Source organism: Streptomyces sp. NPDC055287 (assembly GCF_053646035.1).
Map to the genome: position 1 here is coordinate 1 of NZ_JBSHNE010000023.1, position 12,845 is coordinate 12,845.

A 12,845-nucleotide genomic window follows, 5' to 3' on the forward strand; every position below is an offset into this window, starting at 1 on the left:
ACCGAGTGCTGGGTCGGCTTGGTCTTCAGCTCACCGGAGGGGCCGATGTAGGGGAGCAGCGAGATGTGCACGACGAAGACGTTGTCGCGGCCGACCTCGTGGCGGACCTGACGCACGGTCTCCAGGAACGGCAGCGACTCGATGTCGCCGACCGTGCCGCCGACCTCGGTGATGACGACGTCGACGTCGTCGGTCGCCATCCGCCGGATGCGGTGCTTGATCTCGTTGGTGATGTGCGGGATGACCTGCACGGTGTCACCGAGGTACTCGCCGCGCCGTTCCTTGGCGATGACCTGCGAGTAGACCTGGCCGGTGGTGACGTTGGCCGAGCCGTCGAGGTCGACGTCGAGGAAACGCTCGTAGTGGCCGATGTCCAGGTCGGTCTCGGCGCCGTCGTTGGTGACGAACACCTCACCGTGCTGGAACGGGTTCATCGTGCCGGGGTCGACGTTCAGGTACGGGTCGAGCTTCTGCATCGTGACCCGCAGGCCCCGCGCCTTGAGCAGCGCACCCAGGCTGGAGGCCGTCAGGCCCTTACCGAGGGAGGAGGCGACACCCCCGGTGACGAAGATGTGCTTGGTCGTCATGGATTTGGGCGGCATCGCCAAGAGGGGGCTCCCGTGGTCGCGAAGGTGAAAGGGGGGAAGTGCGGGGGATGCGGGGCGCGGTGAGTGAGGTGCTCAGCCCGCCGTGACGTTCACGGCCCGGGCGGGCGATCTCTCCGTGCCCGTGCCCGTGCCCGTTCCCGTGTCGTGGTCGTGGTCGTCCCCGTCGTGGTCACCCAAGTCGTGGGAGAACGCCCCGCGCGCGACCGCCCGCTCCAGCCACCAGCCGGCGATCTGCGAGGTGACGATCGCGGTGAGGATCAGGGTGGTGAAGAGGGAGGCGTTGACGATGCCCGCGTCGAAGGAGACGGTGGCGAGCACGATGCCGGGTCCGCCCCGTGCGTTCAGCGCGACGGCCAGGTCGAGGGGCTCGGATCCCTTCCGCTTGGCGAGCCGGGCCCCGCCGTAGACACTGGCCGCCTTCGCGGCGCAGGCCACCAGGATGAACCCCGCGGTGAACCAGGGGTCGAAGGAGTGAACGAGGTCGAGTTTGAGGCCGACGATCGCGAAGTACACCGGAATGAAGAACCCGGACGCGAAACCCCTCACCTGGGCCAGGGACTCACTGTGCGGGCTCTGTCCGGTCATCCGGGACAGCAGGCCCACGACGAATGCTCCGAACATGGGCGCCACCCCGAGGAACACACAGCTCGCGGAGGCCGCCAGGATGACGGCCATCCGTACGGCGATCGCGCCCGGCCGTCGGCCCGTCGCACCGGGAGCGGCGCCCGGGCGGCGGCGCAGCGCCGCGGCCGCCAGCACCATCAGGCCGAAGAAGGCCACGGACGCCGCGGAGTGGTAGGCCGCGGATCCGTTGGCCGAGGTGATGCCCAAGGTGTGGGCGAGACCGAAGCCGTCCTTCCGGCTGCCCGCGACCATGCCCAGCGCCACGGACAGGATCACGTTGAGGACGATGTCCTCGAGGACCGCGACCGAGAGCACGATCCGTGCGAACCGGGTTCGGATGATGCCGAGGTCGAGCATGATCCTCGAGATGACCGGGATGCTGGTGACCGCGATGGCGCAGGCGATGACCAGCGTCAGCGCCTGCACGTCGGCGGCGGGACCCAGTACGTCCCCGGTGTCGATGACCTTGACCGTGAGCAGACCGAGCGCGAACGGCACCACCATGCCCGCCACCGCGATCACGGCGACGGATCGGCCGTCCTTGCGGGAGAAGACCGTACGCATCTCCATGCCCGCCGTGAACATCAGCAGCAGCATGCCGATCTGGTACACCAGAGCCAGCCCGGAGGCGGCGGGACCCGTGCCGGGAAAGAGCCAGGTCTGCGCCTCCGGGAGCAACTGCCCCAGCACGGTGGGCCCCAGGAGCAGCCCACCGAGGATCTCGCCGATCACTGGCGGCTGCCGGAACCTGGCGAAGAGCCGGCCCACCAGGTGGGCGGCGGTGACGAGCAGAGCGAGCGCCGCCAGAACGCGGAAGAGATCAATCTGAGACACGGGTGTCCAGACTGAAGCGCGAGGCCACGGCGGAGGAAGAGCCCGTGTACTTGCCGTCGTAACCGACGGCCTCGCCCTGCATGGACCAGAAGGCCAGCTTTCCGATCATCATGCCGGGGTACACGCGTACCGGATGGGCGACCTTCATCTCCAGGGTCCAGGGGAAGACCGCTCCGCTGTGTCCCAGCGGTGCGGAGAACTGGATCCAGATGCCGAGGGTCGAGGCGGACCGGCACGCGTAGAGGGTGGCGGCGTAGTGCGGGCTGCCCATCGCTTCCATGGTGCCGCCCAGGTAGAAGCGGCCCGGCTCGAGGACCATGCCCTCTGGGCCCATCTTCAGGTGCTCGGCCTTGGGCGGCTCGAAGCAGTCGATGACATCCTGCTCGTACCAGAGGATGTCGTCGGCGAGCCGGAAGCCGTAGCTGTTCGGCTCGATGCGCTCCGCGTCGAAGTCGTCGATGTGGATGCGTCCGGCCCGTACCTCGGACAGGATCTCGGGTCCGCTCAGGATCACAGCCAGCTCCCCAGCAGTTCATGGATGGCGGCGCGGTACTCGTCCAGGCCCGCTCCGTTGTCGATGACGGCGTCCGCCTGGATCCGGTCGATCTCCCGGGTCGAGCGGTCGGCGCGCGAGGGGTCGCCGCGGCCGGCGAGCCGCACCTGGCGCAGTTCCTCGTCGCAGGTGATCCGCAGGACCCGGAACCCGCGGCCGCGCAGCGCGGGCGCGTCCACGTGCGGGTCGCGCAGGTCGTCGTTGACGACGACGTCCGCGTCGACCGCGTCGAGCCGGGCGACGAAGTCGTCGGCGAGCGACTCGGGCCGGATCCGGCGCATCGCGTCGGCGAGGGCTTCCATCAGGATCTGGTCCTGGGCGCCGTCGTGCAGGGAGCCGCCCGCGGTGCGGTACACGTGCTCCTGGAGGTCGTACAGGGGTTTGGCCAGCTTGATCCGGGCGTGAGTCAGGCCCTTGTCCCGGGCGAACGCCTCGATGAGGGTGGCGCAGGTGGACTTGCCGGCGCCGGCCAGACCGACCACCGATATCCGCAAGGGGCGGCGGGCTTCGCTCGTCATCGTCGGTTCTCCTGCTCAGAGGTCGTGGTGGCGGCGGGGGAGCGGCCGAGGACGGCGTCAGGGTCGATGTCGAGCGTCCCGCTCAGCCGCACCATGTCCACCGAGTCCAGGACGGTGCGCAGTTCGGCCAGTGACCGGTAGAACGCCGTGTAGTCGGGGACCAGGTAGGACTGCCAGGTGAAGAAGGTCGTGTCGACCTGGCGGTCCACGATCTTGTTCAGGTACGCCCAGCGCTCGTTGGGGTCCGTCAGGCGCCGGACGTCCAGCGGCTCACCGGGCTTGACCTCGGGCAGCAGCAGCGCCGCCAGCCGCTTGGGCTCGGCCGTGAACTCCGCGCCGAGCCAGGACTCGAAGACGTCGGGGTCCATCAGGATCTTGTGGCCGGGCTCGTACGTGTCGACTTGGTCGTCCACGCCGTCGCGGACCATTTTCTCCAGCCGCGCGTCGGCCCGGATGGTCCCGACGCCCACGTACGGGTAGTCGCGCCACGGGTGGGCGAGGATCTCGCCGTCCTCGATCGTGCAGAACAGCTTGTCGCCGGTGAAGTACTGCCAGCCCGGCCGGCGCAGCGCCGACAGGAGCGTGGTGGTCTTGCCCGCACCCTTGGGCCCGGCGATGATCACCGCCTCGCCGTCGCGATGCAGGCCGGAGGCGTGCAGGACGACGGTGCCGAGGTTCTCCTCGTGCCGGATCACGAGATCGCGTACGAAGTCGAGGATCTGGACGGTGGACCCCTGCGTCATGCGGACCGTGAAGGTGTTGTCCTCGGCGGTGTCCACGGGAGCGTCGAGCAGGGTGGCGCGGTTGATGTACTGGCGGCGGCCCCCACCGTCCGTGATGTGCGCGTCGAAGTTGAACTCGGCGGCGTTGCTGCGGCGGACGATGAACTGGGGCAGGTCCCAGACCTCGGGTGCGACGTCGGCTTCCGGGTCGTAGGCGTGGACGTCGATGCGGAACGTCGCCTCGCGGGCGGGCTCGGCGGAGATCAGGTGCCGGAAGAAGCGGCGGACGGGCTCGAACACGCCTTCGGCGTCCGCGGCCACGTCGAAGCGCACCGTCGTGTGCAGAAAGTTCAGGTACAGACTCATGTTCAGGTCTCTCTCGGTTGTACGGCGCAAGCCGCGACGGAGCGCAGCAGCGCGTCCGCATGGGCTTGGAAGGACTGGGACCAGATGGGTTCGAGGAGGGGCGCGAGACCGTCGACGCCCAGCTCGAAGCGGATCGAGAGCGTGACCCGGGTGCCGCCGGGCGCGGCGGTGACCGCCCACTCGCCCGACAGCTCCTCCAGATCGCCCGTGGTCTGTTCGAACCGCAGGCGCAGACCCGGTCCGGCGGCCTCCCGCTGCACCCAGGTCACCTCGCTGCCGTTGAGGCGCACCTTCCACTCGTTGAACCGGAACGTCTTGTCCTGCTCCGACCGGGGGCTGACGGCCACGATGTGTCCCGCCTGCGACGCGACCTTCCCGCTGTCCTTGACGAGCGCCCACACTTCGTCGGAGGTCCGCCCTCCGACCAGCGTCTCCGCCTGAATCTCAGGCATGTTCACTTCACCTCTCTGTTTCAGGCTGCCTTCATGAAGGGGGCCAGGAATCCGATGTCGAGCCCGGCCGCGCGGGCCAGGCGGGCCCAGACCCGCAGGGTCCGCAGCATGTCCCGCTGTCCCTCGGCGACGAGCCGGTCGGGCAGTTCCCCGGGGAAGGCATCCAGCAGCCGCTCCCACAGGACGTAGATCTCCCCGACCTCGCAGGTGTCGCCGCCGAACTCCTCGTGCAGGCCGAACACTTCGGCCAGCTCGGGACCCGAGGCGTCGACCACCTCGCGCATCCCGTACTCCAGGGCGACCGCCAGGCAGTGGGCGTCATCGACGGCGGCGCGGCCGGCCAGCCGCTGGTCGATCTCCAGCAGCTGCTCCAGGAAGCGCAGCTTCGCGGCCTGCTGCATCTGGGGCTGCTCCGCGCCCCCTTCGAGGTCCTCGATGTAGGCGCGCCCCTCTGCCAGCATCAGCCAGCCGGTCTGCACCCAGGCCTCGACGGCCTGCGGGCCCGCCATGACGTGCCCGGCCCGCACCGAGGGGAACGCAGTCATCTCCCCGGCCGTCCGCGAGGTGGGCAGCCTGCGGCCTTCGCTCATGTCCGTCTCCTTGTCCGTGTACGTGCTCATCGGCCGGCCTCCGAGCCGGTGTAGCCGATCCGCAGCCGGGCCGCGCCCGCGCGCAGCGCCCGCAGCAGCGAGGCGGCGGCCTTCGGGTCGAGCCCGGCCAACTCCTCCAGGCGGGCCGGGGTACCGGTGAGTGGCAGGTCCGTCTCCGCGCCGATGCCGGGGAGCACCACGCCGTTCCCGGAGCCCAGCAGGAGCGAGGCCCCTTCGAGGTAGGGCTGCACGGAGCCGGTCAGTTCGGCGCCCACGGTGACGGACTCGGCTGTGCCCGTGGCCCGTACGGCGTCCACGACGAGCGTGGCGAACGTCCCGGCCAGCGGCTCTCCGGCCGCGGCCGGCTCGAGGGCGGCGCTGACGCCCTTGCGCAGCCGCTCCACGTCGGAGGCGACCGCCTGGAGTGTCTCGTCGCGCCAGCTGGCCGCGGCCACCAGGCGGGTCCAGCGCAGTACGTACCACTTGCGGGTGGTGTAGACGTCGCCGTGGTGCGAGAGCATCGCGTCCATCAGGTGCAGCAACACGTTGTACGCGTAACCGACGCGGCCGCGGGTCTCCCCGGCTGCCTCCGCGAGCACGCAGTGCACAGCCTGCTCCACGGCCGTTTGCAGGGCGGCCCGGCTCCAGACGCGGCTGAGAGCGGGCAGCCACTCAAGGAAGGGCGCGGTGCCGTCCAGGGCGATGCCGTTGACGATGCGCTCGGTCTGCTTGCGGCGCGGCTCGCGCTGCTTGTCCCAGGCACGGAATCCGGCCACCGTCTCCTCGGGCACGAGGTCGGCGAGCCGGTTCAACTCCGTCAGATTCGAGGCGAGTTCGGCGCGGCTGAAGGAGACGACCTCCAGGTGGTGCCCATCCTCGAAGATCTTGGTGGAGATCCGGGGGCCGTCGATCGCGGCCTCCTGGATGCGGATGAAATCGAGGTCGCTGGTGGGATTGGCCAGACCGTGCACGGGGGAACTGGTCAGCATCAGCAGGCCCTCGCCGACCCGCTCGTGCATCAGACCGGACAGCCAGTGCGGGTCCAGGGAGCGGCCGTTGAGGAACTCCACCACGTGGGCGTGGCGGCGTGCTGTCAGGTCGTCGGGGGACAGGACGTGTGGGAAGCCGGACGGCATACCATCATCTTTCGTCGGTCGGTTCGGATGTGTCGGCGGCGTACGGGCCCGCCACGCCCCGGTCCACGCCGAGGACCCGGTCCACGCCGAGCCGGCCGAGGACCAGTGCCGCCGGCCAGGTGTTGTCGATGAGGCCCGCATCGAGACCGGCCTCGATGCCCGGGCCGACGGCCGCATGGACGGCGTGGAGCCGGCTGTCGCCGGTGTAGACGACGTGAGCCCCGGTCTTGGGGACCCGCCGTACCACCGCGCCGTCGCCCAGCAGCTGGGCGGTGGGCTGGTAGTCGTCGGCGAGGACCACGTAGGAGACGGCGGGGTCGGCATCCAGGTCGGCGGGGTGCAGACCGTCGCGGTCCAGGAAGCCGGTCACGACCCGCCGGCCCGTGTCCGGGTCGGTAAGTGCGCTCAGGGCCGCGAATGCCTGCGCCATGGCCGCGCGGGCCCGTACGGGATCGCCGGCCAGATCCGGGCCCGCCCACAGAGATCCGTTGTTCGCCGGATGGTAGAAGACCGTCGACCGCTCGGCGTCGAGGTCGCCGGACCCGAGGGTCCGGGCCAGGCCGGTTCGCACCAACTCATCGTTGAGGTGCACCAGATGGGTGCTGCCGACCATGCCGTGGTCCGCGCCGAGCACCACTGTGTCCTCGTCCCCGGCCCGGTCCAGGACCCGGCCCAGCACGTCGTCGGACCACTGGTAGCAGCGGCGGACGGAGGACCACACGCTGTCGGCGATGTCCGCGCGGTAGGCCCCGCTCCGCTCGTCGCACCAGCCCAGCAGCTCGTGACCCACGTCGTCCGTCATCGGCAGGTAGACCACCACCAGATCCGCGTCGTGCGTCTCCAGCACGGCGTCGGCCGCGGCGGCGAACGAACGGCTCACGCACTGCACCGAGGAGAGGAACACCTCCTCGGCGCCGCCGTCACCGCCCTCCGCCAGCCGAGGACCGAAGATCCCCTCGCGGTAGAGCGGACCCACGCCCTCGCCGGCGAACGGCGGGCACTGGGCGAGCCGGTGCAGCGTCTTGGCATTGCGCCCGGCGGTGCGCGGCCGCCACACGCCGGTGTGCACCAGCAGCAGCCGGCCGTCGACCGGGACGCAGCAGATCCACGTGCCCTGCTCCGCGTCCAGCCGCAGCGGCTGCCAGCCCCCGCCGGGGACGAGCACGACGTCGTCGGTGTCACGGCCCACGCCGTCGTCGATCCGTACCCGGACCTGCTCGGGGCGGGCCTCCACGACAGTGCGGAACGCGCCGATCTGCCAGTCCTGGCACCCGGTCCCGGCCTCCAGGACCCGCACGGCGTGCCGGACCGAGCGGCGGCTGTACGCCTCCACCGCCCCGTCGATGTGCGGTCCGACCTTGTCCTCGTGGTCGAAGACCCACGGGGCGTGCACCAGCGCACTGGTCAGATCGTGCTCCGACACCGTCTCCCACACCGGCTCGGCCGCCGGGAACCCGGGGCCGAACCCGCTGACATGGCTCGCCATGCCCTCGCCCCCACCGGGCACGGTGTACCCCGTGACCTTGTGCTCGCTGGGCCAGGTCCCCGTGAACAGGGTCGCCAGCGACGGCGGGGTCTGGCAGTTGGGGTGCGCCGGGCGGGCGCTCGCGAAGACCCCCTGCCTGCGCATCCGGCTCACGGAGGGCAGAGCGCCCTCCCGTTCCAGCCGGTCCACGACCCAGTGGGCCCCGGCGTCCCACACCACCCAGTACACCGTCATGTGCCGACCAGCTCCCTTATCAGCGCGGGGAGCCCCGACACGGAGTCGATCTCGTGGCTGGCCCGGCCGGTGAGCCCCTCGGCCCGCTGGTCCGCGTACTTGCCCGTCCGTACCTGCACGGTCCGCATGCCCGCGGCCAGCCCGCCGGCGATGTCGGTGGTGGCGTCGTCGCCGACCACCACGCACGCTTCGACCGGCACGTGGACGGAGCCTGCGGCGAGTTCGAAGAAGTCGGCGGCCGGCTTCCCCAGCACCCGGGCGGTGGCTCCCGACGCGTACGCGACGGCCGCCACGACCGCCCCGGTGTCCAGGTGGTCCCCGTCGGCCCGCTTGAAGTAGCGGCCGGTCTGGAGCGCGAGCAGCTCCGCCCCTTCCCGCACCGCCCGGAAGGCGCCGTCGAGCGCCGCGTAGTCCAGCGTGTCCCGGCAGTCACCGATCAGCACATGGCTGTACGGAGGCTCGGCGGCCAGGGTCGGCAACGCCGTGCGCAACTCGCGCGAAACGAGCGGATACGTGCGCGCCCCGGCGGCGTTGAGCAGCTGCGCCGCCGCCACCACCGGAGTGAACAGCTCGTCCGCCGTGAGGATCAACCCGTACTCGACGAGTTCGGCCCGGATCCGGTCCGCCGGCTTGGAGTCGGTGTTGGTCAGGAACCGCAGCCCGACCCCCAGCTCGCGCAGAGCGGTCACCGCCTCCACCGCGCCCTCGATCACGGCTCCCCGTGCGTACAGGGTGCCCTCCAGGTCGAGCAGGACCGCGCGCACGGCAGCGCCCGCCATCAGCTCACCTTCCGCGCCAGCTCGGGACGGGCGGCCACGGCGTCCTTGAGGAACGTCCGCTTGGAGTAGAAGCCCCGCTCGTCACTGAGACCGCGCGCCCGCAGGAAGGCCTCCAGCCAGGCGACGATCTCGGTCATCTCCGCCAGCACCTCGGCCTCGTCCGGCTCGACGGCGACGCGGCTGCGCAGGTATTCCAGCTCGCATTGATTCAGCGTCACCTCACGGGCCTCGACCAGGCTGCAGTGGTCGAAGAAGATCCCGTAGACGTGCCCGGTGCGCACCGACTCGAAGTTGATGTCGTAGCGCACCCGCCGGAAGGAGGGCAGGCGCACGGCGGCCTGCACTTGCAGCTCCTCGCGGATGTAGTGCTCGAACCCGCCGTCGTCGGCGAGGTCGAGACCGTACGTGTGGCTCTCGCGGCGCTCGAAGGCGTCCTCCGCGTACCACTTGCGTTTCAGCAGGTGCTTGCCGTCGGTGGTGGGGATGAAGGAGGCGTAGCCGCGCTCCTCCTCGGGACCGGTGATCTCGAAGAGGTGGTTCAGGTAGTCCCAGGCCTGGTACTCGTCCCGGTACTCCATGATGTAGCCGGGCAGCCCGCCGGCCAGCAGCTCCTCGTACAGCTCGACCGTCAGTGTCCAGGAATCGACGGGCGGGGTGAGCGTGTACTTGTACTCCAGCTCCTTGCCGCCGAAGCACTTGCGGTAGTAGCGCTGGTGGTTGTTGAGAAAGAGGAACTGCTCCGCGTGCAGACGCACTGCCCCGGCCAGCCAGCCCAGGTCCTCGACCTCGGAAGTGGCCACCGCCTCCGGGGTGATCCGGATGAAGCACGCGTCCTCGGCGAGGAAGCGGATCTGGCTGTGCACGTGGGCCTGGTCGCCGGCCGCCGTTACGTAGAACAGCGGTACCAGCGGACCGGTCCCGCCACCGGTGACCGCGGTGACCGCGGCACGCAGCTCGGCTCCGGCCAGCATGCCCGTGAAGAGATCGCCGCCCCGGACCTTCGCGCTGTGCCGGTGGGCGCCGTCGACCGTGCGGGCCGACAGTTCCAGCATGCCCAGACGGTCCCAGTGCAACACGACCGTATTGCTGGGGAAGGGCTGCTCCACGGGTGCGTCGAGTTCGACGAGGACGATGCCGTCGGAGCCGGACAGCGGAGCCGTGCCGTTGAGCAGGTGGATCCCGCCCAGGGCCAGCCAGGCACGGCGTCCGGCCGCGTCCGACGCCTTCGGTGCGTGGGTGTCGGTCACGTTCATTCTCCCTTGCTGCCGGTCGTGGCGACCGTGCCATCGCTGATCACTGCTTCGGCTCCGCTGATTCCGGGCGCGTTCACCGCGGGAACCCCGGCCTCGCGCAGCAGAATCGCCAGATGTCCCAGTGCCGATCCCTGGTCGAACACGAATCCGGCGACGTGCTCGATGAGAACCGAGAGGACGGCGTACGGCCGGGAGGCGCTGATGACGGGCTTCTCGTCGTACGACGAGACCAGGTCGAGGATCCGGGCCAGGCCCTCGTGCTCGCTGACGTCCTGGGACTTGTCGATGCTCACGGCCGGGCCGATGGAGAGCCGGCGCAGCAACGCGTCGTCGTCCAGCCGCAGCAGCGGCCCGCGGGCCGTGCCGGGAGAGATGCAGACCTCGCCGTGGGTGACGGTGACGGTGTCGTCCCCGCCGAGGACCGAATAGTCGACGAAGTAGAGGGTGCCCCGGTCGAGGACCCACTCCAGGGTCACCGGCCCGTGCTTGGCGTGCATGGCGGCGGTGAGGCGGGAGATCTCGTCCATGTGCGGGCGCAGGACGGCTCCGGCCGCCGGGAAGCTCGCGTTGTCCGCGTCGTCGTAGCCCGAGGCCACGTCCTGGACGACGATCGTCTCGCCACCGGCGGTGCCGCGGTTCAGGGCCATCAGGCCCTCGTCCGTGTACTCGACGACCAGGCCCGACTCGCCCGCCCGACGGGAGATCACGCCGAGTTCGCCTCGGATGAAGTCGCGTACGACCACGGTGTGCAGGGCGGTGCCGTCCTCGCTCACGCCGGTGGTGACGGCGAGCTGTCCGAGCACCTCCTCCTTGGGCACGACGATCTGGCGCAGGGTTTCGCCGAAGTCCAGCACGCACTCGTCGGTGCCGCCGGCCAGCGTCCGGCGCAGTGACTCGGCGCTCGGGTCGCCGTGCAGGCCGCGGCCGTTGAAGCGAATGACCCATCCGGCCCCGGTGGACACCCCGTGCTCGTGGGCCATCCGGTGGGCGGGGCCGCGCTTGGCGGTGTAGCCGCTGTAAACGGCGGTCACCGCACCGAGGTTGAAGCCGACGGGCAGTTCGTCGACGTACAGGCGGTGCGCCTCGGCCACCGGGTCCTGCGCGACGGCGGAGACCTCGCGGGCGGCGGTCAGCGGACGGACCTGCACGAGATGGACGCCTTCGGCGTCGGCCGCCCACTCGACGTCGACGTCATGGCCGCGGCTCGTCCGCAGCCGCCGTACCATGTCGACCACTTCGACGAGGACGGGGTGGTCCGCCGCGGTCTGTGCGGCCGGGCCGGCGTCCACCTCGGCCGAGTCGGTGCGGCGCGGTACGACGACACCGGCGACCAGTTCGTCCGCGAGCCCCTCGACGTACTCGACGGACACCCGGTCGTCTTCGGTGCCGTCGAGCCCGGTGAAGGCGACTCCGGCCAGCGTCGGCCGGACCAGGCGCTGGACGATCACCGCGAGGCGCGGGGTCGCGGTGAAGTCCCCGGCGCGGATCCGGGCGGCGACCGCCGGAGCCTCGTAGTACGAGCGCCAGCACTGCTCGACGGCTTCGATGACCGCGTCGGTGCCCCGCACGCCGAGGACCGACTGGTGCACGCCGGCGAGGCTGGAGCCGTCGGTGTCCTCGTCCAAACCGGAGGAACGCACCGCGAGTTCCACGTCGGAGCCGCCGAAGAGCTCGCTCAGTCGGGCGGCGAGAAGGGTGCGCGCCTGCTCCGGAACACGGATCTCGGCGCCGGTCTTCTGGATACGGGCGACGGAGTCCTTGAAAAAGGCGCCGACAGTGGCCTTGAGGTCGGCGAAAGCGTCGGCGAAGTCCGCGTTCTGCTCATCGGTGAGGGCGTCCGTGAACTCCCCCGCCGTGACGCAGAAGGCAGTGGGAACGCGGAAGTCCTGGCTGGAGAGGCTGAGCTGGGCGAACTTGGGGCCCACCTCCTCCGGTTCGAACGTGGCACCGAGGCCGGGGAAACGCTGACGGGCGAACTGCTTGTCGAAGTCGACGTGGATGTCGCTGGAGCGGGGGCCGACGGAGCCTTGGTACTTGCCGTCGTAGAGGACGATCTCGCCCTGGGGGCGCCACCACATCATCTGGCCGATGTTGATGCCCGGGTACACGCGGACACGGTTCATGCTGTAGAGCTGAAGGGTCCACTGACCGGTGTAGCCGATGTCACCGAGGCTGGCGGACAGGTTGATGAAGAGGCCGAGCCGGGCCACGGAGGAACGCGCCGCGAAGGTGGGGGCGTAGTGCTCGCTGCCGAGCGTCTCGATGGTGTGCGCCAGGTACAGGCGGCCCGGCTCCAGGACGTATCCGTCGTCCGGGATCTCTATTTCCTCGAAGTTGTTCGTGCGCCGCGCGTCGAGCGGCATGTCCTGGTACACCCGAAGGGTCTTGCCGAGGCGGAAGTTGTAGCTGTTCGGGTTGACCTGCTCCGGGGTGAAGGGCTCGATGGTGATACGACCGTTCGTGCGTTCCCGCTCGATTTCGGTCCCGGTGAGAATCATGAGTCGCCTATTCGCTGGATCCCGACGGGGGTGGCGCAGTGTGAAGCGGCACGATGGCTGCGGCTGCGGCGCACCCGGCAGTTCGGGTGACGTGTGAGATCTCCGTGAGGCCGGCTTCTGGCGAGGGCGGTGTGGACACGCGGTCGCGCAGGTCCGGCGAGGAGGAGGCCGGGGGAGCCGGGGAAAGCGCAG

At 70.3% G+C, this 12,845-nt stretch carries 12 protein-coding genes; all 12 read right to left on the bottom strand.

The annotated features are described in order from the left end of the window. Positions 1 to 602 (bottom strand): CTP synthase (locus tag ACWIHY_RS27910; protein ID WP_454378461.1); only part of this gene is annotated, 602 nt, incomplete at its 3' end. A 78-nt stretch (positions 603 to 680) separates the two neighbouring features. Then, on the bottom strand, positions 681 to 2,066 hold the full coding sequence (locus ACWIHY_RS27915; RefSeq protein ID WP_454378463.1) for a cation:proton antiporter: 1,386 nt from the start codon (positions 2,064 to 2,066) through the stop codon (positions 681 to 683). Then, positions 2,053 to 2,580, bottom strand: a complete 528-nt coding sequence (locus ACWIHY_RS27920; protein WP_454378465.1) for a dCTP deaminase — start codon at positions 2,578 to 2,580, stop codon at positions 2,053 to 2,055. The genes ACWIHY_RS27915 and ACWIHY_RS27920 overlap by 14 nt, the downstream gene beginning before the upstream one ends. Further along, a complete protein-coding gene (locus tag ACWIHY_RS27925) occupies positions 2,577 to 3,137 on the bottom strand; it encodes a hypothetical protein (RefSeq protein ID WP_454378467.1) in 561 nt (186 codons plus the stop codon). Before ACWIHY_RS27925 ends, ACWIHY_RS27920 begins: the two co-directional genes overlap by 4 nt. Further along, on the bottom strand, positions 3,134 to 4,225 hold the full coding sequence (locus ACWIHY_RS27930) for a hypothetical protein (protein WP_454378469.1): 1,092 nt from the start codon (positions 4,223 to 4,225) through the stop codon (positions 3,134 to 3,136). The genes ACWIHY_RS27925 and ACWIHY_RS27930 overlap by 4 nt, the downstream gene beginning before the upstream one ends. A gap of 2 nt (positions 4,226 to 4,227) precedes the next feature. Next, the gene (locus ACWIHY_RS27935; RefSeq protein ID WP_454378470.1) at positions 4,228 to 4,677 is read right to left on the bottom strand and encodes a type II toxin-antitoxin system RatA family toxin; all 450 of its coding nucleotides are present in this window, start codon (positions 4,675 to 4,677) and stop codon (positions 4,228 to 4,230) included. A gap of 20 nt (positions 4,678 to 4,697) precedes the next feature. Beyond that, complete coding sequence (locus ACWIHY_RS27940) at positions 4,698 to 5,297, bottom strand: DUF6031 family protein (RefSeq protein ID WP_454378472.1); 600 nt, start codon at positions 5,295 to 5,297, stop codon at positions 4,698 to 4,700. After that, positions 5,294 to 6,403, bottom strand: coding sequence for a DUF6001 family protein (locus ACWIHY_RS27945; RefSeq protein ID WP_454378474.1), 1,110 nt, complete (start codon positions 6,401 to 6,403; stop codon positions 5,294 to 5,296). Before ACWIHY_RS27945 ends, ACWIHY_RS27940 begins: the two co-directional genes overlap by 4 nt. Positions 6,404 to 6,407: 4 nt before the next feature. Continuing rightward, positions 6,408 to 8,123 carry an alkaline phosphatase family protein gene (locus ACWIHY_RS27950; protein WP_454378476.1) on the bottom strand — a complete coding sequence of 572 codons (1,716 nt, stop codon included), beginning with the start codon at positions 8,121 to 8,123 and terminating at the stop codon, positions 6,408 to 6,410. Then, positions 8,120 to 8,902, bottom strand: a complete 783-nt coding sequence (locus ACWIHY_RS27955; protein WP_454378478.1) for an HAD-IIA family hydrolase — start codon at positions 8,900 to 8,902, stop codon at positions 8,120 to 8,122. The genes ACWIHY_RS27950 and ACWIHY_RS27955 overlap by 4 nt, the downstream gene beginning before the upstream one ends. Continuing rightward, positions 8,902 to 10,149 (bottom strand): hypothetical protein, encoded by a 1,248-nt coding sequence (locus ACWIHY_RS27960; protein ID WP_454378480.1) that lies wholly within the window; start codon positions 10,147 to 10,149, stop codon positions 8,902 to 8,904. Before ACWIHY_RS27960 ends, ACWIHY_RS27955 begins: the two co-directional genes overlap by 1 nt. Before the next feature lie 2 nt (positions 10,150 to 10,151). Beyond that, complete coding sequence (locus tag ACWIHY_RS27965; protein ID WP_454378481.1) at positions 10,152 to 12,653, bottom strand: dCTP deaminase domain-containing protein; 2,502 nt, start codon at positions 12,651 to 12,653, stop codon at positions 10,152 to 10,154. Between the last annotated feature and the right edge of the window lie 192 nt (positions 12,654 to 12,845).

What these genes read in the sequence shown, in the direction of transcription:
- ACWIHY_RS27925 (WP_454378467.1), bottom strand. Translation starts at nt 3,137, where the DNA reads ATGACGAGCGAAGCCCGCCGCCCCTTGCGGATATCGGTGGTCGGTCTG.
- ACWIHY_RS27930 (WP_454378469.1), bottom strand. Translation starts at nt 4,225, where the DNA reads ATGAGTCTGTACCTGAACTTTCTGCACACGACGGTGCGCTTCGACGTG.
- ACWIHY_RS27935 (WP_454378470.1), bottom strand. Translation starts at nt 4,677, where the DNA reads ATGCCTGAGATTCAGGCGGAGACGCTGGTCGGAGGGCGGACCTCCGAC.
- ACWIHY_RS27940 (WP_454378472.1), bottom strand. Translation starts at nt 5,297, where the DNA reads ATGAGCACGTACACGGACAAGGAGACGGACATGAGCGAAGGCCGCAGG.
- ACWIHY_RS27945 (WP_454378474.1), bottom strand. Translation starts at nt 6,403, where the DNA reads ATGCCGTCCGGCTTCCCACACGTCCTGTCCCCCGACGACCTGACAGCA.
- ACWIHY_RS27950 (WP_454378476.1), bottom strand. Translation starts at nt 8,123, where the DNA reads ATGACGGTGTACTGGGTGGTGTGGGACGCCGGGGCCCACTGGGTCGTG.
- ACWIHY_RS27955 (WP_454378478.1), bottom strand. Translation starts at nt 8,902, where the DNA reads ATGGCGGGCGCTGCCGTGCGCGCGGTCCTGCTCGACCTGGAGGGCACC.
- ACWIHY_RS27965 (WP_454378481.1), bottom strand. Translation starts at nt 12,653, where the DNA reads ATGATTCTCACCGGGACCGAAATCGAGCGGGAACGCACGAACGGTCGT.